This is a genomic window from Hymenobacter sp. (genome assembly GCF_036387835.1).
GTDB lineage: Bacteria > Bacteroidota > Bacteroidia > Cytophagales > Hymenobacteraceae > Hymenobacter.
Genome location: NZ_DASVSY010000083.1, coordinates 20,867 through 39,940, shown reverse-complemented (window position 1 = coordinate 39,940; position 19,074 = coordinate 20,867). Strand labels below are relative to the sequence as shown.

The 19,074-nt window shown below is 55.9% G+C and carries 20 protein-coding genes; 13 read left to right on the top strand and 7 right to left on the bottom strand.

Annotation, left to right across the window (positions count from 1 at the left end):
- Positions 1 to 130: 130 nt before the first annotated feature.
- Both VF639_RS16750 and thrA read right to left on the bottom strand, forming a co-directional pair.
- Positions 131 to 1,057: a homoserine kinase gene (locus VF639_RS16750; RefSeq protein ID WP_331147076.1), complete on the bottom strand. Its 927-nt coding sequence runs from the start codon at positions 1,055 to 1,057 to the stop codon at positions 131 to 133.
- Positions 1,058 to 1,207: 150 nt separating this feature from the next.
- The gene (gene thrA / locus VF639_RS16745) at positions 1,208 to 3,655 is read right to left on the bottom strand and encodes a bifunctional aspartate kinase/homoserine dehydrogenase I (RefSeq protein ID WP_331147075.1); all 2,448 of its coding nucleotides are present in this window, start codon (positions 3,653 to 3,655) and stop codon (positions 1,208 to 1,210) included.
- A gap of 547 nt (positions 3,656 to 4,202) precedes the next feature.
- Here thrA and prfA point away from each other — a divergent pair.
- From prfA to VF639_RS16720, 5 genes are all read left to right on the top strand, one after another.
- Positions 4,203 to 5,273 carry a peptide chain release factor 1 gene (gene prfA / locus VF639_RS16740; protein WP_331147074.1) on the top strand — a complete coding sequence of 357 codons (1,071 nt, stop codon included), beginning with the start codon at positions 4,203 to 4,205 and terminating at the stop codon, positions 5,271 to 5,273.
- A 126-nt stretch (positions 5,274 to 5,399) separates the two neighbouring features.
- A complete protein-coding gene (locus tag VF639_RS16735) occupies positions 5,400 to 6,929 on the top strand; it encodes a hypothetical protein (protein WP_331147073.1) in 1,530 nt (509 codons plus the stop codon).
- 4 nt (positions 6,930 to 6,933) lie between these two features.
- The gene (locus tag VF639_RS16730) at positions 6,934 to 7,359 is read left to right on the top strand and encodes a secondary thiamine-phosphate synthase enzyme YjbQ (RefSeq protein WP_331147072.1); all 426 of its coding nucleotides are present in this window, start codon (positions 6,934 to 6,936) and stop codon (positions 7,357 to 7,359) included.
- 112 nt (positions 7,360 to 7,471) lie between these two features.
- Positions 7,472 to 8,050, top strand: a complete 579-nt coding sequence (locus tag VF639_RS16725; protein WP_331147071.1) for a hypothetical protein — start codon at positions 7,472 to 7,474, stop codon at positions 8,048 to 8,050.
- Positions 8,051 to 8,362: 312 nt separating this feature from the next.
- On the top strand, positions 8,363 to 8,584 hold the full coding sequence (locus VF639_RS16720) for a hypothetical protein (RefSeq protein WP_331147070.1): 222 nt from the start codon (positions 8,363 to 8,365) through the stop codon (positions 8,582 to 8,584).
- A gap of 30 nt (positions 8,585 to 8,614) precedes the next feature.
- On the opposite strand, the gene VF639_RS16715 is transcribed toward VF639_RS16720, so the two are convergent.
- The 3 genes from VF639_RS16715 to tnpA all read right to left on the bottom strand — a co-directional run bounded on the left by VF639_RS16715 (position 8,615) and on the right by tnpA (position 11,183).
- Positions 8,615 to 9,190 (bottom strand): hypothetical protein, encoded by a 576-nt coding sequence (locus tag VF639_RS16715; RefSeq protein ID WP_331147069.1) that lies wholly within the window; start codon positions 9,188 to 9,190, stop codon positions 8,615 to 8,617.
- Positions 9,183 to 10,733 carry a 2,3-bisphosphoglycerate-independent phosphoglycerate mutase gene (gene gpmI / locus VF639_RS16710; protein WP_331147068.1) on the bottom strand — a complete coding sequence of 517 codons (1,551 nt, stop codon included), beginning with the start codon at positions 10,731 to 10,733 and terminating at the stop codon, positions 9,183 to 9,185. Before gpmI ends, VF639_RS16715 begins: the two co-directional genes overlap by 8 nt.
- 129 nt (positions 10,734 to 10,862) lie before the next feature.
- Positions 10,863 to 11,183 carry an IS200/IS605 family transposase gene (gene tnpA / locus VF639_RS16705; protein WP_331147078.1) on the bottom strand — a complete coding sequence of 107 codons (321 nt, stop codon included), beginning with the start codon at positions 11,181 to 11,183 and terminating at the stop codon, positions 10,863 to 10,865.
- 150 nt (positions 11,184 to 11,333) lie between these two features.
- Here tnpA and VF639_RS16700 point away from each other — a divergent pair, with 150 nt between their 5' ends.
- From VF639_RS16700 to VF639_RS16665, 8 genes are all read left to right on the top strand, one after another.
- Positions 11,334 to 12,539: an RNA-guided endonuclease TnpB family protein gene (locus VF639_RS16700; RefSeq protein ID WP_331147067.1), complete on the top strand. Its 1,206-nt coding sequence runs from the start codon at positions 11,334 to 11,336 to the stop codon at positions 12,537 to 12,539.
- Positions 12,540 to 12,652: 113 nt separating this feature from the next.
- On the top strand, positions 12,653 to 13,051 hold the full coding sequence (locus VF639_RS16695) for a DUF4783 domain-containing protein (RefSeq protein ID WP_331147066.1): 399 nt from the start codon (positions 12,653 to 12,655) through the stop codon (positions 13,049 to 13,051).
- Between the two features lie 229 nt (positions 13,052 to 13,280).
- Positions 13,281 to 14,141: a carboxylating nicotinate-nucleotide diphosphorylase gene (gene nadC / locus VF639_RS16690; protein WP_331147065.1), complete on the top strand. Its 861-nt coding sequence runs from the start codon at positions 13,281 to 13,283 to the stop codon at positions 14,139 to 14,141.
- A 96-nt stretch (positions 14,142 to 14,237) separates the two neighbouring features.
- Positions 14,238 to 14,849 carry a hypothetical protein gene (locus tag VF639_RS16685; RefSeq protein ID WP_331147064.1) on the top strand — a complete coding sequence of 204 codons (612 nt, stop codon included), beginning with the start codon at positions 14,238 to 14,240 and terminating at the stop codon, positions 14,847 to 14,849.
- Between the two features lie 151 nt (positions 14,850 to 15,000).
- On the top strand, positions 15,001 to 15,381 hold the full coding sequence (locus VF639_RS16680; protein ID WP_331147063.1) for a hypothetical protein: 381 nt from the start codon (positions 15,001 to 15,003) through the stop codon (positions 15,379 to 15,381).
- Positions 15,382 to 15,393: 12 nt separating this feature from the next.
- The gene (locus VF639_RS16675) at positions 15,394 to 15,645 is read left to right on the top strand and encodes a heavy metal-binding domain-containing protein (RefSeq protein WP_331147062.1); all 252 of its coding nucleotides are present in this window, start codon (positions 15,394 to 15,396) and stop codon (positions 15,643 to 15,645) included.
- Between the two features lie 262 nt (positions 15,646 to 15,907).
- Complete coding sequence (locus VF639_RS16670; RefSeq protein WP_331147061.1) at positions 15,908 to 16,657, top strand: class I SAM-dependent methyltransferase; 750 nt, start codon at positions 15,908 to 15,910, stop codon at positions 16,655 to 16,657.
- Between the two features lie 90 nt (positions 16,658 to 16,747).
- Complete coding sequence (locus VF639_RS16665; RefSeq protein ID WP_331147060.1) at positions 16,748 to 17,485, top strand: ZIP family metal transporter; 738 nt, start codon at positions 16,748 to 16,750, stop codon at positions 17,483 to 17,485.
- Positions 17,486 to 17,700: 215 nt separating this feature from the next.
- Here the strand turns inward: VF639_RS16665 and VF639_RS16660 are convergent, their stop codons facing one another.
- Together VF639_RS16660 and VF639_RS16655 are read right to left on the bottom strand one after the other, a co-directional pair.
- Positions 17,701 to 18,033, bottom strand: a complete 333-nt coding sequence (locus VF639_RS16660) for a MerR family transcriptional regulator (RefSeq protein WP_331147059.1) — start codon at positions 18,031 to 18,033, stop codon at positions 17,701 to 17,703.
- A gap of 18 nt (positions 18,034 to 18,051) precedes the next feature.
- Complete coding sequence (locus VF639_RS16655) at positions 18,052 to 18,966, bottom strand: J domain-containing protein (RefSeq protein ID WP_331147058.1); 915 nt, start codon at positions 18,964 to 18,966, stop codon at positions 18,052 to 18,054.
- Positions 18,967 to 19,074: the final 108 nt, after the last annotated feature.

Here is a 19,074-nt window from a genome sequence, read left to right as displayed (position 1 = left end):
TGTAGAGACGCGACACTTCGCGTCTCGGCGTTGCTGAAGTTATTTGATTTATACTGTTCTAAGCCGGTCGTTCAACGCCGAGACGCGAAGTGTCGCGTCTCTACAGCATATTTGACGGTGTTCAACTTAACTATGCAAATCGGACGCCGGTGGAGTTGATGGTGCTGACATGAATGTGAAAGTCGACGCCTAGCTGTTCGTAAACTTCGCGCATGGCGGCGGCTACGGCCTGCGCCGTGGCTTCGTTTTCGCTGAGCATGAAGATGGAAGGGCCGGAACCGGAAATGCCGCCGCCTAGGGCGCCGGCTTCCAGGCTCCGGGCTTTCACGGCGGCAAAGCCCGGAATCAGGATGCTGCGCACCGGCTCCACAATCACATCTTCCAACGAGCGGCCAATGAGCTGATAATCTGACTTCAAGAGGCCCGCCACCAAACCGGCCACGTTGGCCCACTGCCGGATAGCGGCTTTCAGCGGCACTTGCTGCTTAAGAATCTGGCGGGCATCGGCGGTGCGCACTTCTATCTGCGGGTGCACCACGGTCACGTGCAGCGGCGGCGCCGATAAGGGCACAATGTCCAGCGGCTCGGCTGAGCGAATAAGCGTAACGCCTCCATAGATAGCAGGAGCAATGTTGTCGGCGTGCTGCGCGCCCGAGGCTACTTCCTCCCCAAACATGGCGAAGCGCACCAACTCTTCTTTCGGGAAGATGCTGCCTAACAGCTGATTAGCGCCAACGACGGCGCCGGCTGCGCTGGCCGCGCTACTACCAATTCCGCTGCCGGGCAGGATAGCTTTGTTGATGCGCATCTCGAAGCCCGTACCCGCCGGGGCGGCCCGCAGCAACGCTAGCAGCGCCGCCCCCGCCACATTGCGCGCCGGCTCAGTAGGCAGGTTGAAGTCGTCCTCGTGCACGATGGTTACGCCCGGCTGTTCAGTTAGGCGCAGGTGCATCGTGTCGAAAGGCGCTTCCAGCGCGAAGCCGAGCACATCAAAGCCGCATACTACGTTGGCCACGGTGGCTGGTGAATACAGCGTCAGGAAATCGGAAGTCGGCATAAGGGAGAAGGATGGCACCAAGCTGCTGCTTGGTAAATCGGTGAACAACTGTACCACGAAGCGGCGCTTTGTTCGTTGAACGGCCGGTACGGCGCCGCTGCAACGACCATCGTGCAACAAACGAAGCGCCGCCTCGTGGTACTGGTGGGCTTATGCCCGGGCGGCCCGGATTACATCGGCAAAAACCCCGGAAGCCGTAACGTCGGCACCGGCGCCGGCGCCTTTCACTACCAACGGCTGCTCAGGGTAGCGGTTGGTGAAGAAGAGCACAGCGTTGTCTTTGCCTTGCAACACGTAGAAGTCGTGGCCCGGCGCTACGCCTTGCAGCCCGACGCTGGCTTGCCCGTTGGCGTAGCGCGCCACGAATTTCAGGCGCTGACCTTGGGCGGCCGCCGCATCATAGAGGCCGCGGAAGTGCGCTTCGTGCACGGCCAGCTGCTCATAAAAAGCTTCCACGTCGCCCTCCAGGCAGGAGGCGGGCAGGAACGATTCGTTGTGGATATCGGCCAGCTCCATTTCCTGACCGGCTTCGCGGGCCAAAATCAGAATCTTGCGGGCCACGTCGGTGCCGCTCAGGTCCAAGCGCGGGTCGGGCTCGGTGTAGCCTTCGGCTTGGGCCTGGCGCACCACGTCGGCGAAGGGCACGGTGCCATCGTAGTGGTTGAACACGAAGTTGAGCGTGCCCGACAGCACCGCCTCGATGCGGTGCACTTCGTCGCCGCTGCGAAGCAGGTCGTTGAGCGAGCCAATAACGGGCAGGCCCGCGCCCACGTTGGTTTCAAACAGAAACTCGGCATTGAACTCGCGGGCCAGGGACTTCAGGCGGGCATAGTTCACGTATTCCGACGAACAAGCCACCTTGTTGCAGGCTACTACCGCCACGCTTTTTTCCAGCAAGGAAGCGTAGATTTTTGCTACGTCGGCGCTGGCCGTCACGTCCACAAACACGGTGTTGCGCAGGTTGCGGGCGTGTAGCTGCTCTACCAGCTCCGTTAGATTCAGGGGCTGCCCTTGCTCTAGCGCTGCTTGCCAGTCGTTTAGCTCGATGCCGTCTTCCTCGGTTAGCACGAAACGCTGGCTATTGGCCAAGCCCACTACGCGCAAGTTCAGGCGCAGCTTCTCGCGCAGCCACGGCTGCTGCCGGGCCATTTGTTCGAGCAGCTTTTTGCCTACGTTGCCCACGCCCGCCACAAACAGGTTCACCTGCTTAGTGGTTTCCTCGAAAAACTCCTCGTGCAGTACGTTGATGGCCTTGCGCACATCGGTAGTCCGAATCACCGCTGAGATATTCCGCTCCGACGAGCCCTGCGCAATGGCCCGGATGTTGACGCCATTCTGACCCAACGCCCCAAACATGCGCCCACTGATGCCGGGGTGATTACGCATTTGCTCGCCCACCAACGCCACAATGGCCAGGTCCATTTCGCAGCGCAGCGGCGCCACTTTGCCCGCCGCTATTTCCGTGCTGAACTCTTCATCGACTGCCGCTTGCGCCGACCCGGCATCGGCGGCCCGCACCGCTACGCAAATCGAGTGCTCCGACGAGCTTTGGGTGATAAGAATCACGTTGATACGCAGCAGCGCCAGCGCCCCAAACAACCGCCGCGAGAATCCCGGAATGCCCACCATGCCACTGCCTTCCAGGTTCAGTAGAGCCAGCTGTCCAATGCTCGACAAACCTCGCACCACGTCCCGGTTAGCGGGCGGACTCACCTCTACCAGCGTGCCTTCGTCTTCCGGCGCGAAGGTATTCTTGATCCAGAGCGGAATGCCTTGGCTCATAACCGGCTGAATAGTGGGCGGATACAACACCTTGGCCCCGAAGTGCGACAACTCCATGGCTTCCTGATACGAGATGCGCGGAATTGGGCGGGCCAGCGTCACGAGGCGCGGGTCGGCCGTCATCATACCGCTCACATCAGTCCAGATTTCTAGCCGCTCAGCTTCCAACGTCCCCGCGAAAATGGCCGCAGTGTAGTCGGAGCCGCCGCGGCCGAGGGTGGTGGTGGCGCCTTGTGCATCAGCGCCAATAAAGCCCGGCACCACGTACACTAAACTCGGCTGCGCGGCCACAAACTCCTGAATCTGCCGGTTGGTAACGGCCGTGTCTACCGCCGCAAAGCCGTGGTGGGAGTCGGTGCGGATTAGCTGCCGGCTGTCTTGCCAAATGTGGGCCACGCCGTGCACCTTCAAGCAAGCCGCCAGCAGCCGCGACGACAGCAGTTCCCCAAAGCTCACCAGCCTATCCAGCGTGCGGTTCGACAGTTCCCCGAGCGAATACACCCCGTCGCAAACGCTGTCGAGCTCGTTGCAGTAGGTTTTCACCAAGCTTAGCACCGCGCTTTGGTCGGGGATGGGCAGCAGGCCGCGTACGGCTTCTAAGTGGCGCTCTTCCAGCCGTTTGAGGTGGGAGCGGTATTCGTCGGAGCCGGTGGCAGCGAGGCGGCCGGCTTCAATCAGCGCGTCGGTGGTGCCCCCGAGGGCCGATACCACTACTACCGTGGGCGCTTGGCGGGCGGCCGCTTCCACGAGCTGCGCCACGCGCTGGAGATTGGGCGCCGTAGCCACCGACGAACCACCAAATTTCAGAACCTGCATTGCAAGAAAGTTTTTGGTTTCTGGTTTTTGGTTTTTGGTTGAAGGCGAAAAACCAAAAACCAGAAACCAACCCCCAAAAAGATTGGCATGAAAAAGCCCGTCGGTTCCGGCTTGGCTTCTGGTGAGGAAGCGGCCGGCGACGGGCTGCGAAACATCAAGGCAAGGAGAGGTAGCGCAGCCCGTCTAGCGGGTTGTAATACCTGTAATAAGGAGGATGCCAGTCGTCAAGGAGACGCCGGTGGGCAATGGAATTACAAAACTTGGGTACGAAAGCGAGGCCATAAGTGCGTACTTCTGGCCGTAAAGTAGGCATTTTCTGGAAAGAGCAGTAATTGTTCTGAAAAACTTACCCCGAATATGGTCCCTCGGGGAAGTGGTAAATTGAAGAAAGATGAGTTTGTGAGTAGCGAACAAGACACGTTTCTCCCTCATAGATTCACCACTCCCGCAGGAGCCGGATGTGGGGTGGTACAAGGAACCGTACCGTGCACAGGACGTGTTTGTTTTCAGTACCTTTGCACTCCTAATACAATTCTCCGAAGGCCAGATGCTAGACAAACTAGAAGCTATTCAACAGCGGTTCAACGACGTGGCAGAGCAGCTCACGCAGCCCGACGCCATGAGCGATATGAAACGCTATAAGACGCTCAATAAAGAATATAAAGACCTCCACAAGATTGTGGTGGAGTATAAGGCTTACCAAAACGTGCTGGCCAACATCGACAGCGCCAAGGAGGTCATTGCCAACGAGAAAGATGAGGACTTCCGCCAAATGGCAAAGGACGAGCTAGAATCCCTGTACCCCGAGCAGGAGCGCCTCGAAGTCCTTATCAAAGACTTGCTGCTCCCCAAGGACCCCAACGATTCGAAAGACGTCATCATGGAAATCCGGGCCGGAGCGGGCGGCGACGAAGCGGCCATTTTCGCGGGCGACTTGCAGCGCATGTACATGCGTTACGCCGAGCGTCACGGCCTGAAAATGGATTTGATTGACGCTACCGAAGGCACATCGGGCGGCTACAAGGAGATTATTCTGGCCGTGAAAGGCGAGGACGTGTACGGCAAGCTCAAGTTCGAATCGGGCGTGCATCGGGTGCAGCGGGTACCGGCCACCGAAACGCAGGGCCGCATTCACACTTCGGTAGCCTCGATTGTGGTGATGCCGGAAGCCGAGGAACTGGACGTGCAAATCGACATGAACGACGTCCGGAAAGACCTCTTTATGTCGTCGGGACCTGGTGGGCAGTCGGTGAACACCACTTACTCGGCCGTGCGCCTTACGCACTTGCCCACGGGCTTAGTAGCGCAGTGCCAGGATCAGAAGTCGCAGCTCAAGAACTTCGACAAGGCCCTGCAAGTGCTTCGCTCGCGCATCTACGAAATCGAGCTGGCCAAGAAAAACGAAGTGGAAGGCGCGGCTCGCAAAAGCATGATTGGGGGTGGCGACCGGTCCGACAAAATCCGTACCTATAACTACCCCCAAGGCCGCGTAACCGACCACCGCATTGGCTTCACGGTGTACAACCTGGCCAGCGTAATGGAAGGCAACATCGACGACTTTGTGGAGCAGCTGCGCATTGCGGAAAGTGCTGAGCGTCTGAAAGAAGGCGTATCTTAATTTTTGGTTTACGGAGATTGGTTTTCAGTTGTTGGCCGTTAGGAAAAGAGAAGTGAAATGCCTTGCGTGTCCGGGAGCTGTTCACCTGATAGCCAGAAACTAAAAACCAATCACCACAAATCAGCTATGCGCTTTTTACTCCCGCTGCTGCTCGTTTTTTCGGCGCTGCTCTGCCTGTTGCCGGGCTGCGAGCCGAAGGAAGACTTGTTTACTACCGACGGCAGCGCCAAGCTGGCGTTTTCGGCCGATACCGTGCTCTTCGATACGGTATTTGCGCAGGTAGGCACCGTGAGCAAGCGCCTGTGGGTGTACAACCGCAATGCCCGCGCCGTGAAAGTCAGTGAAATTCGGCTGTCCGATACCAACCCCGGTACGTACTCGCTGCTCATCAACGGCGACGAAACCAAGGCCGCTACTGACCTCGAAATCAGGGGCAAAGACAGCCTGCTTATTTTGGTGAAAGCAGTGCTTGGCCCCAATGCCGCTGATAATAAGCCATTTCTGGTCGACGACCAGCTGCTGTTCAATACCAACGGTAATGAGCAGGGGGTACGGCTGGTCGCCTACGGGCAGAATGCCTACTTCCACGGCCCCGAAGAGCACATTCGCCGCAACACCACCTGGCCTAAAAACCGTCCGCACGTTATCTACGGCGTGGTAGTGGTAGATGCGGGCGTGACCTTGCGCATCCAGCCGGGTACGCGCATCTACTCCCATGCCGGTTCGGCTATGCTGGTGCGCGGCACGCTCCGCATCAACGAAAACACCAACCCCACCGCCGAATTGGCGCCTACCGATACGGCCACGTTCGTGCGTTTTCAGGGTGACCGGCTCGAGGCTTTCTACACTGACACTCCGGGGCAGTGGGCTGGTATTCAATTCGATGCTAGTAGCAGCCGCAACAATTTGGTGCGTTTCACCGAAATCAAGAATGCCTCGTTTGGCTTGCTGATTTATAACCCGCTCAACGGGCCACACCCCAAGGTCACGGCCGAGAACACCATTCTGCGCAATATTTCCGGGGCAGCCCTCACGTTTGCCAGTGGCGGCCAGAGCTTCGACGGTAGCGGCGTCCTCGGCTTTTCCGGCGACTTCGACTTGCGTAACTGTTTGTTCACCAATTGCGGCGAGTATGCCATGCTAGGCTACGGCGGGACTTACGACGTGAATTACTGCACAGTAGCTAACTACACCCCGCAGTTTCGGCGTAATTCAGCTTCTTTGAGTTTCACAGACAAGCCAGTGGCCCAACAAACCGCGCTGCCAAACACAGTTAGGGTGAGCATCAACAATTCCATTGTTTGGGGTTCAATCCGAGACGAGTTGAATTTCGAAAATGGCCAGCTGTATCGTCCTAACGTTGTGATTCGCAACAGCATTTTGCGGACTGAGGAATACGCTGGCGCTACGGATGTTGGCAACAAGCTCGGCTTCGACAACAACAACAATCAGATAGGCCCTATAGACCCGAACTTCCCAAAGTTTAAAAGTTCGCCCGCCCGAAGCATTGGCAACAAGTATGACTACCGCCTCGACACTCTCTCGCCGGCCAGTAACAAGGGCGTTTTCAATCCCACCATACCGCGCGACTTGCTCAACAAGCCCCGCAGCGTAACAGCTCCCGACTTAGGCGCTTACGAGCGGGTAAATCCTTAAGCTGATGCTCTACATTCAAAAACGACTGCGCCTGCCAGCCGTGCGCCGTGGCTTCCACCTCGTCACAGATTTATTGGTAGCGGAGCTACCCGAGCTAGAACGAATCCGGGTGGGTACGGCGCACTTTTTCATCCAGCATACATCGGCCAGCCTAAGCATCAACGAAAACGCCGACCCCACCGTGCGCATCGATTTCGAGTCGTACTTCAACCAAGCAGTACCCGAAAACGCCCCCTACTTCCGCCACACCCTCGAAGGCCCTGACGACATGCCCGCTCATCTTAAGGCGGCTATGCTCGGCCACGCGGTCAGTATGCCCATCACCAATGGCGAACTAGCGTTGGGCACCTGGCAGGGTATTTACTTGGGGGAGCACCGCAACCAGGGTGGGCGGCGCTGGGTGGTAGCTACCTTGATGGGCACCGAGTAGATTGGGGCTGAGAGCAAAATATTCTTCTGGCGGGGTAATATAATTTTTCAATTAAGAAGCCCGGCCATCGTGGTTTCTCGTATGAGGAAAAAGCACTTGCTTTTTATGTCTCATGGAGTCTGCTCTACTGTTGTTTCGTAAGCATTTCTTTCCAACTCTGCTGCTTTATGTAGCCATGGGCCTAGCAAGCTGTGAGGCCAAAGATCCGCCCGCAACAGTTGCCACTAAGCCCAAGCAGGAAAGGCGGCGGCCAGCAACGCCGCGGCCACAGCCTGTCAGCAGCAACACCCCTTGCACGCTCACCAACGACACGCTAGCGGGGCAGCCATTTGGGGCCGAGCCCACCGTAGAAGAGTTGTTGCGCTCCGGGGCTAAAATAGTGAGCCGCAAGCCGTTTGCTAACATGCACGAAGCCGGACAAACGGATACCATCCTAACCCTGCAGCACCAAGGCAACTCCTTCGAGTTCTACCATTCACCGGAAAAGGATCTGCTTCGGCAGGCCGTCATCACCAATTTTCAGCCAGCCTACGGGCAACGCCTGCGCGTTACGTTGAACGAGTCGGCGCGGCAGAGTGGTGGCCCCTGCGGGCAACTCCGCCTCCGCGACACCGACCGCGCCAACACCGTATCGGCTACGTTTACTGCCGGGCAACCTAGCCTAGCCCGCGTACAGCCCTATCTGGATTAAGCTGTCCTTCCGACGCAGGAGGAATCTGACGGGTTAAGTCGGCTTCTTCCGTCATTAGAAGGACGCTTGACATTGTTATTATTAGCAGATTTGCCTAGCGAATATTATGATTAAAGATTTAAAATAATGTTCATACAGCTCGATTCATTGTATTATACACCTGACATTGATATTAGCAATAATTCAAGATCAGGGGCGGAAACAATATTGCATGTCTTAATATGGACTCCCCAGATAATATGGGCTGCGCTTTCTACGTTGCTTTTGATATGGCTAATTCAGCGCTTCATAAATAAGCGCATTCATTGGTCTATGATGACGTTACCTTACTTAATGGTGTTCGTCATCATTGCGCTATTTTGGATATTTTTTTCAATAGAAATAGGCCCAATCCAAACGCAACAACAAGCCATCAGCAGGGCGTTGTTTAAGGATGCAGTCATGCCGAGTTTATGGGCAGTCCCCATATTAATTTTTATTCACATGATAAAAATTGTTACAGCATTTGACGAAAAGAAGCCGCCAACTACCTAATAATAAGCACTAGCCGAACTCTTTTACTTTCTACCTCACCACCCGAGTCCGCACTGAATAGCGCACCGTATCAAACATGACCAGCTTTTGCACGCCTTCTACACTATAGCTTTTTATTCCTTGTGCATCAGCACGCAGAGACAGTTTCTTCTCGGAATAAAACAGAGAGTTGTCCTGAATTACAGTAGCGTTGATAGTCGCCGGATAATTGATGGCGCTTGCAACAAGAAGTTCACGCACTGCGGCCTTTACTCCTGCCTTTCGCTGGTATAAGTCGGCTGTGGCAGCGGGCTGATTTACGTTTTTTACATCATACGCTCCGCGCAAAGCCGGCTTGTTGATGTCCATCTGGTAGAAAATCTGTAGCTCCTTGCTCCAGTCGGTTTTGGCGACGCAGGTGGTTTCTACTTTGCCGTCGCGCAGGCGTACCTGCTTCTCGACGATTGGCTGGCGACGGTTGAGAAATACTACCTGGCTGTCGAGGAAGCCTTTGACGTCAAAGTAGATGGGCTTGCGGTTGATGGGTATCGGGCGCACGGTGGCATCCTCGCCCGGCCCACAGGCCGCGAGTAGCAGAAGTATACCTAGCCAACTGTTGTTACGCACGTGCTGCCTTTCCTTCGGGCTGTAGCAAACTCACGCCTGTCATATCGGCGGGTTGGGTCAGGCCCATTAGCGCCAGTACGGTGGGGGCAATATCGCCGAGCTTACCGTCGGCGAGGGTGCCTTTGTACTCGTTGTCGGCCAGGATGCAGGGCACCAGGTTGGTGGTGTGGGCCGTGTTGGGCGAGCCGTCGGGGTTGATCATGAACTCGGCGTTGCCATGGTCGGCAATAACGATGCAGGCGTAATTGCTGGCTAAAGCATTTTCTATTACAGACTTAGCGCAGGCATCTACCGTTTCCACGGCTTTCACTACGGCATCGAACACGCCGGTGTGGCCCACCATGTCGGGATTAGCGAAGTTAAGCACCACGAAATCCGCCGATTTAGCTTGTAGTTCCGGTACTAGCGCGTCGCGCAGGTCGGCGGCACTCATTTCGGGTTGCAGGTCGTAGGTGGCTACTTTGGGCGACGGCCGCATGAGGCGGGTTTCTCCCTCGAATTCCTTTTCACGGCCACCCGAGAAAAAGAACGTAACGTGCGGGTACTTCTCGGTTTCGGCAATACGGATCTGCTTTTTGCCGTTTGCCTCCAGAACTGCGCCCAAGGTATTTTCGAGATTGTCTTTCTCGAAAATGGGGGTGACGCCCGTGAAAGTGGCGTCGTAGTTGGTCATGGTGAGGTAGTGCAGGTTCAGGCGGTGCATCTGGAAAGCGTTGAAATCCTGCTGCGTTAGCGCCTGCGTAATTTCACGGCCCCGGTCGGTGCGGAAGTTGAAGCAGATAACCACGTCGCCTTCCTGCATGGTCGCCAGCGGCTGACCGTCGGCGCCCACCTTTACAATCGGCTTCAGAAACTCGTCGGTAACGCCTTCCTTGTAGGAGTCCTGCATGCTTTGAATCAGGTTCTGCGAGGGCGTGCCTTTGCCGTTTACCAGCAGATCGTAGGCCACCTTCACCCGTTCCCAACGATTGTCGCGGTCCATGGCGTAGTAGCGGCCCACAATGGAGGCAATCTTGCCGCTGGCACCGTGTTGCAGATGCTGCTCCAGGTCGTTGACGTAGCCCACGCCGCCCTTGGGGTCGGTGTCGCGGCCGTCGGTGAAGGCATGGATGAACACTTTGTGCACCTCGGCGTCGTGGGCCAGGGTGCAGAGGGCTTTCAGGTGTTCGATGTGTGAATGAACACCGCCATCAGAAAGCAAGCCCATGAGGTGCAGCGTTTTGCCGTTGGTGCGGGCATACGCAAACGCTTTTTCCAGCGCCAGGATAGAACCTAATTTCCGCTCCCGAATAGCCTTGTTGATGCGCACCAACTCCTGGTACACCACGCGGCCAGCCCCAATGTTCATGTGCCCAACTTCGGAGTTGCCCATCTGGCCATCGGGGAGCCCTACAGCTTCGCCGGATGCCTGCAACTTGCTGTGCGGAAACCGCTTCAACAGTGAATCAACGAAGGGAGTCTGCGCTTTGTCGACGGCAGAAACCGCTTTGTTTTTGGCTATACCCCAGCCATCAAGAATCACCAACAATACTTGCTTGTTCATGGGGGCAAAGATAGGCGGCTGACGCCGGAACAACGGTATTTTATCTATAACTGTTCGCTGTAATCCCCTTCGCCTTTAGGCAAGGGGATTACAGCGAACAGTTGAACAGTTGTTACCACGAGCTTCGTGTTAGCCTTGTGAGGCAATGTAGAGCCGCACCGTTTCCGTGGATGCTTCGCCGGTCAAACAGACGAAATAGTCATCCGAGAACAGAGTGCGTTCCTTCCAGAAATAGCGAAGCAAATACCGTTCGTACTGCTTCCAGAGCCGATACGTGCTGCCACCTTTCAAGCGGTGTACCACCTCAAACGCGGATAGCGTGGGTGGAATGTCTACTAAGACGTGAACGTAATTCTTGTCTGTTTCAATCGGATCAATCAGGAAATCTTGCTCCTTGGCGAGGTGGTAGAAACTGGCTTTCAGCGCCACTTTGAACGTGCCCCGCAGCAGGTTGCGCCGGTACTAAACAATCAACACGATATGCAATTTCAGCAGGTATTTGCTGTGGCTTCTGGTGTGATATCCTTCTCTCATCTCCTATGCTATAAAATGTTCTTATAGCAAACAACAGCTTTCTGTAAATAATACGTATAATTATCTATGCTTCGTGGCTATTCCTACCGCTTGTACCCCACTCTTGCGCAAACCGACTTGCTGAATCAGCATATCGGCTCCGCTAGGTTTGTCTACAATCTGGCGTTGGATACCAAGCAACAAGCCTACACTCGGTTCGGCAAGACCGTTTCCTGCTTTGACCTGATTAATCAGTTACCCGACCTCAAAACCGAGTGTCCGTGGTTGAAGCTGGTTAACTCCCAAAGCCTGCAAATGGCATTGCGTAATCTGGATAACGCCTTCACCAACTTCTTCCGGGGACGTGGGGAGTATCCCACCTTCCGCAAGAAAGCGAAAGGGGGTTCCTTTCAGGTACCCGCCAACGGGCAAGTTGATTTCCGGAAAGGCACCATCAGCCTGCCCAAATTCAAGTCCGGTATCAAAGCGGTATTTTATCGTAAGTTTCGCGGCACGGTCAAGACCGTCACGATTCGTCGGACACCCACAGGCAAGTTCTTTGCCTCGGTGCTGGTCGATACCAACCAGCAAACCGAACCGTTGGTACCACTCAATCCTGATAATGTGGTCGGGCTGGACTTGGGTATCAAAGACTTCCTAGTAACCAGCGAAGGCGAAGCGGTAGCGAACCCCAGGCACTTACGTAATAATCTTGCTCGGTTGAAGGTGTTACAGCGCCGGGCTTCGCATAAAGTGAAGGGCAGCGCCAACCGGCGCAAAGCCAACTTGCAGGTAGCCAAGCAACACGAACGTATTACCAACAGCCGGAAGGATTTCCTGCACCAACTCAGTAGCCGACTCGTCAAGAACCACGACGGAATTGCTATTGAAGATTTAGCCGTGAAGAACCTGCTCAAAAATCACAAACTCGCTCAAGCGATTTCAGATGTGAGTTGGACGGAATTTCGTCGGCAGTTGGAATATAAATGCGACTGGCAGGGTAAGCACCTGCTCGTCATTGGGCGGTTCCAGCCATCCACCAAGCTCTGCTCAACGTGTGGCTATACCAACCACACGTTGACCTTAGCCGATAGGGAATGGGATTGTCCGTCCTGTGATTCGCATCATGATAGGGACCATAACGCCGCCATTAACATCAAGCAGATGGCGCTGATAAAGCATTCAGGGGCGGAACGCTCCGGTGAGCCGGTGGAGATGCTGACGCTAGTCAGGTCGCTGAAGCAGGAAAAGTTCTCCGCACTTGATGGAGAAGCCCCTATACCTTTAGGCTAGGGGTAGTTCACTGCTTCACCTGCGCACTGTGCAAATAACCTAGAGGCTTCACCCTGCGTAGGCAGGGGTTGGCATAATTTTAGCGTACCTTATGATGTATCCTATACTTTGAAATGAAACGCATTCTTTTTCAAGCTCTCGTATTCGGGTGGCTGATGTTAATTTCGGTGGCGGGACAGTCGCAGGGCGAGGTTATTGGCTCTATTAGTGGGGCCTTACGCAATGCTTCTTCTCGTGAATTGTCGCAGTACTTTGGTGGAACGGTTGAAATTAGCATCAACGGAGACCGGCAGAGCTATAGCGCCACGCAGGCAGAATTTGTGATGAAAGATTTCTTCGCCAAGACGGCACCGTCCAGCTTTGAAATAGTACACCAAGGTGGCAGCGACGGTGGCGTGCCGTATGCCGTAGGTAAGTATAAAAGTAAAGACGCCATATATCGTGTGTTCGTAAAAATGAAGAGCGCCAACGGGGCCTTGCGAATCGACAACATGGAGTTCACGAAAGAGTAACAGAGCAACGGAATGACCGAGCAAGCGAGTAGTTAAGTAGTGCTCTTGCCGGTTCCGGAAGCGTAAATAAAACGAACAAGCCCGCAACGCCAGTATGGTCGTTGCGGGCTTGTTCGTTTTCAAGGTCCAAGGGGCGATACTGGCCGGTAAGGTTGGTTTGCCCGAACAACCTTACTCAGTTACTTCGCTACTCCGTTACTCTCCGAAGGAAGTTCACTATTTTTGCGCCGTGCAAAAACCCTCCTACCTCACCGCCGAAGCATTAACCTCTTTCATTCGGACCGCTCTTCTGGAAGATGTGGGCGACGGTGACCATTCTTCGCTCGCTTCTATTCCCGATTCCGCGCAGAAGCGGGCGCGGCTACTGGTGAAAGACGAAGGCGTGTTGGCCGGGGTGGAGTTGGCACACCTGATTTTCCAAGAAGTGGATCCGGCGCTACAGGTGGAGGAACTGCTGGCCGACGGTGCCCGCGTGCAGCACGGCGATATTGTGCTGACCGTAGAGGGCCGTGCTCAAAGCATTCTGACGGCTGAGCGGCTGATGCTCAATTGTATGCAGCGCATGAGTGGCATTGCTACCCACACCGCCTACCTCAACACGCTGTTGGCCGGTACCAAAGCCCGCTTGCTCGATACCCGCAAAACCACCCCCAACTTTCGGCTTTGCGAAAAGTGGGCGGTGCTCATCGGGGGCGGTGTCAACCACCGCTACGGCCTCTTCGACATGATCATCCTCAAAGACAACCACGTCGACTATGCCGGGGGTATTCGGCAGGCTATTGAAGCCACGCAAGCTTACCTGCGTCAAACCGGCCGGCAGTTGCCTATTGAAGTGGAAACCCGCAGCCTAGCCGAAGTACAGCAGGCCCTCGACACGGGGGGCGTTGCCCGCATCATGCTCGACAACATGACCCCGGCGCAGCTACGGGAGGCGGTAGAGCTTATCAACGGGCGCTACCCAACCGAAGCCAGCGGCGGCATTACCGAGCATACCATTGCTGAGGTAGCGGCCAGCGGCGTCGATTTTATTTCTGTAGGAGCCCTCACACACTCAACTAAAAGTCTCGACCTGAGTTTAAAAGCTTATTAAATGGTTGAATTGCTGAATGGTTAAATGGTTGACCGTTCACCGATTTGCAAGAACGATCAACCATTTAACCATTCAGCAATTCAACCATTTAATAAGATGCAACAACCTAATCAACGTGGAGGCTACCGGCAGCAGCAGGTACAAGCAGGTTCACCGCTGGCCATCCGCACTAAAAAACATCAACTAGATTCCAATCTGTACACGCGCGTGGCAATGGGCCATGTGTGGCGCAAGGAGTGGTGGTTTGCTTTGATTCCGTTTGCAATAGGCGTGCTGCCCGCCGCTATCTGGCCTTCGTGGTGGTGGCTGGTGTCGGGGCTAGTGCTAACCTTGCTTTATGTGCTGCTGCGCTCGTCTCAGATTACGGCCGTTACGCAGATGGAGCAAACCAAGCCCTTGTTCGAGCGGATGAACTACGTTATTGATCAGCGGCAGATTGGCTTGATGCAGAACGAGAAAGAAGGCCGGGGTATGGGCGTGAACTGGGAAATGATTGGGCACGTGAAGCGCGAGCCCGACGGCTACCTGCTCTGGTTCCGCAACCAAGACCCACCAGCCGACATAACGGGCTGGCGCGCCTGGGTGGCTCGTACCTTTGAAACGCCCATGTTCCTACACGTTCCGTTTAAGGTGTTCAACTCCCCCAACGACCAGAAGCTATTCGAATCGATGCTGCGCCGTAAAAACCTGCTGCCAGCCGAAAGTTGATTGCTAAGTGATTATTGACTGCTGATTGTTATTTGTTGATTGCTGGATCGGCTGCTAGCTGGTTATACAACGCGTCAACACTTAGCAATCAACAATTCAACCATCAGCTAGCAACCAACCATCATCAACTACTAATCAACAACCTAATAGTATGACCAAGCAACTTGCGCTTTCCGCTCTGGCCGCGGCCACGCTCTCTTTGGCTGCCTGCAGCAGTGAACCTTCCGACTGGCGGCCCGAAAACAAGGTATCCCTGGACATGGTAGAGCCCGGCTCCCGTTCCTCCGACAACTTCGACCAGCACACTGCCGCCGCCGCCGACCAAAGCAAGGGTGGAGCCATTGAGCGCCCCATCAGCTCCCACGTAGACCTGGAAGGCCGGGAGCGGCCCAGCGCGGATGCCAACATATCGGCTGATGCTAAAAAAGCCGAGATGACCAAGCGGTCTGAAGACCGCACCAAGGCTGGCGGTCAGCCGGTAAAGGCCGAAGATGAGCCCGCTTCTGAAGGCGGTGAAAAGCCTCAGGAGTAGGTTTTGCGAACCATGAGAGGATTTTCGTTGGTGCGTGCTGCCGTGGCAATGCTGCTAGCCATCGGCTCGGTAGCTTGTGAGAGTCGGCCGGCTACTTCCGCGGCCGCCCCAACAGCGGACAGCGCCGGTAAGGCGCCAGCTTTGGTTACGGCGTACGTCTGTCCGATGGGCTGTGAAGGCAGTGCCAGCAACGAGCCGGGCAAATGTCCGGTGTGCGATATGGCGCTGGAGCGTAATCCTGATTATAAACCAGCCGCGCAGTAACAGGCTGGTTAGCTGTGAGGTGAAGAGGAACCTGGGAGCAGATTAGCTGCCTGGGTTCCTCTTCCTCTTTCAGGCGCGGATGGTTGTTGCGACTATTTTGTAACATTGTTGCAAAATAGAGCGCAGCTGATGGGTATACCTTTAGCTAAAGTTGCTACCAAGTGGAGTTGCTGTTTTATTTGGTGCCGGGCTGTTTGCTTTGCTATTGAAGCCAAGCTGCTCCTTATGCAGCAAGATCAGTAGGGCCCGCTTTTGTTTATTTATGTCACAAGTCTCCGCGCTTGAGCCCGAGTGGTTTAGCACCTGGTTTGATTCGCCGTATTACCATCTGCTGTACCGCAACCGGAACTATACCGAGGCGGGGGCTTTCATTGCTGCGCTGTTGGCGCACCTGCACCCCAAACCCGACGCGCACCTGCTGGATCTGGCCTGTGGCAAGGGGCGGCACGCGCTGCAGCTAAGCGAGCGAGGCTACGAGGTAACCGGTCTGGATTTGTCGGTGGAAAGTATTGCGGCCGCCCGGCACCAAGAGCATGCGCGCTTGCATTTTCAGGTGCACGATATGCGCAATCCGCTGTTGTATGGCCCCTTCGATTTTGTGTTCAACTTGTTTACCAGCTTCGGCTATTTCCAAGATGAAAGCGAAAACGTAGTAGCCCTGCGCAATGCTACGGCCGCCCTACGGCCCGGTGGCAAAATGGTAATCGACTTTCTGAATACCGAGCGAGCTATTCAGGAATTAGTTACGCACGAACACAAAACCGTAGAGGGCATCACGTTCCACTTGCATCGCCACCTCGACCGTGACTTTATCGTGAAGGAAATCGGCTTTCAAACTCCCGGTGGGCAATCCTACCATTATGCCGAGCGGGTTCGGGCCCTCACGCAAGCACGGTTCGAAGAGTACTTCTACCTGGCTGGACTACGGGTGGCCGAAGTGCTAGGCGACTATCAGCTCAACCCGTACAACGAAGAAACCAGCCCCCGCATGATTTTCATCCTGAAAAAATAGGGTGCATGGCTGCCCTGCTAACTAACCGATAGCTTATACAGCGCATCAAGTATAGCCATCAAACCCTAAAACAATTAAACCATTCCAATCATGTGGTTTGCCGTTCTGCTGTTGTTCTGTACCGTGTTGGGAGCTGGCTGGGCCACCCAATTGGTGCCAACAGCCAGTACTACCTGGATGAAGCCGCTGCTGGCTTTTAGCGGCGCTTACCTGTTTACGCTCACCATCACGCACTTGCTGCCCGAGGCGCTCCTGCTGGTGCCGGGCGATATACACCGCATTGGCTATTATGTGCTGGCAGGCTTTTTTGGCCAATTAGTGCTAGAGGTATTCTCGCAGGGCGTCGAGCACGGACACGTGCACCACCATACCTCGCACGCCGGGCACGTACCGTTTCTGCTGTTGTTTTCACTGCTCATTCACTCCTTTCTGGAGGGCAGCATTCTGGTGAAAGCACCGGCCGCAGGTAGCGTGAGTGACAACTTCTACGCCATCCTAACGGGGGTGGCGTTGCACCATATTCCGGCCGCGTTTGCGCTGGTAGCGGCCCTGATGCTGCGGCTCGGAAGCTTCCGGCGGGCGCTGCCGTTTCTGGTGCTTTTTGCGCTGGCCGCCCCCATAGGCATCGTGGTCAGTAACTACGTGGTACTCGACCAACTCCTAACAGGTGGCCTTTACGCCGCTTTGCTAGGCTTTGTGGCTGGTAATTTTCTGCACGTTTCCACCACCATCCTCTTTGAAACCAGCCCCGAACACCGCCTCAACCTGCCCAAGCTAGCCGCCACCCTGGCCGGCACCGCGCTAGCGTTAGGCGTAGAGCTGCTTTAGAGTGAATGAGCGAATGAGTGACTGAGTGAAGTCGCCTACGGCGCGAATGGGGCGGGCGGAGGGATGCCCCTATCGTTGCCGATGCCTGCCCGATATTGAACAAGAGGAGTTGTTCAACGCTAACGGTGCCACGACTTTTCGCGTCGTGGCATCCCTCCGCCCGCCCCATTCGCGCCGTAGGCGACTTCACTCAGTCACTCATTCGCTCATTCACTCTAAAGCCAATCGTCGGCGTCGAGGGTGGGACCGGTGCTGCCTAGGAGGTGCTCGAACTGCCGGGCGCGGGCGCGTTGAAGCATGAGCTCGTGCTGGAGGGAGAGCAGGCGCTGGCGCATGGCTAGTACGACGTCGATGCCTTCTTTGCTCAGGCCTAACTCGTGCTGCAAGCGGGCGAGACGGGCTAGGTGCTCGGGCTCGTCGTGGATGGTATCGGTGGTGGAGTCGGTGGCGAGTAGGCCGAGGTCGGCGAAGCCCCGCAGATCGGCTTCGCTCAGGCCATAGCGCAGGGCGCAGTCGTGGTAGGTGATGCGAATGATGTGGGTTTTCATAGCGCTAGGGTCTCGGGATTAGTCGTTGCGCAGGGCAGCCAGCTGCCGGATTAGCTCTTTCTCTTTGTCGGTAAGCTGCTGCGGCAGCTGCACGGTGAGGCGCAGATACAGGTCGCCGAACTGGCCTTCTTTCCTGTACACCGGAAATCCTTTGCCCCGCAGCCGCAGCCGGGTGCCGTTCTGCGTTTCGGGCTTGATGTTGATTTTGACAGGCCCCGACAAGGTGTCTACCACCTGCTCGCCGCCAAGCAAGGCACGGTAAAGTGGCACCTGCACTTCCTGCGTGAGGTCGTTGCCGTTGCGGGCGAAGCGCGGGTCGGGCAGCACCCGCAACGTGAGATAGAGCGAGCCATTGGGCCCGCCGTTGCGGCCGGGGCCGCCCTGGTCGCGCAGGCGAATTGTCTGGCCGTCTTCGACGCCGGGGTGAATAGTGAGGCGCAGGCTTTTGCCGCTTACGTTGAGCGTGCGTGGGCCGCCCTGGTAGGCGTCTTCGAGGCTTAGTTCTAATTCAGCTTGGTAATCGGGGCCGGCGCTGGCCCGGTTGCCGCCAGCCCCGCGGCCGCCCATGTTGCCGAAGATCGAGCCGAAAAAATCCGAGAAGTCGGTTTCGTCGCCGAAGTCGGCGTTGCTGAACCCGCCCTGCTGCGCGTACTGCGACCAGTCGAAGCCGCCTTGAGTCTGGCCGCGGCCGGCCCCGGCTTGTTGATAGCGTTGCCAGTCGGCACCCAATTCGTCGTATTTGCGGCGCTTTTCCTCGTCCGAAAGCACTTCGTTGGCTTCGTTCACCTCTTTGAACTTACGCTCCGCGTCCGGATTGTTGGGGTTCACATCGGGGTGGTATTGGCGGGCCAGCTTGCGGTAGGCTTTCTTGATTTGGTCGGTGGTGGCGTTTTTATCGACCCCCAGCGCCTTGTAATAATCTTTGTATTCCATGCCAGCAAAATAGCTTGAAAAGGAAGGAAGCAAAAAAGCAGTAGGCCGCCTACGATAGCCTTACGGGTAGATGTTGCACCAAGCTGTTTTAACTGCAAAAAAGGTTTT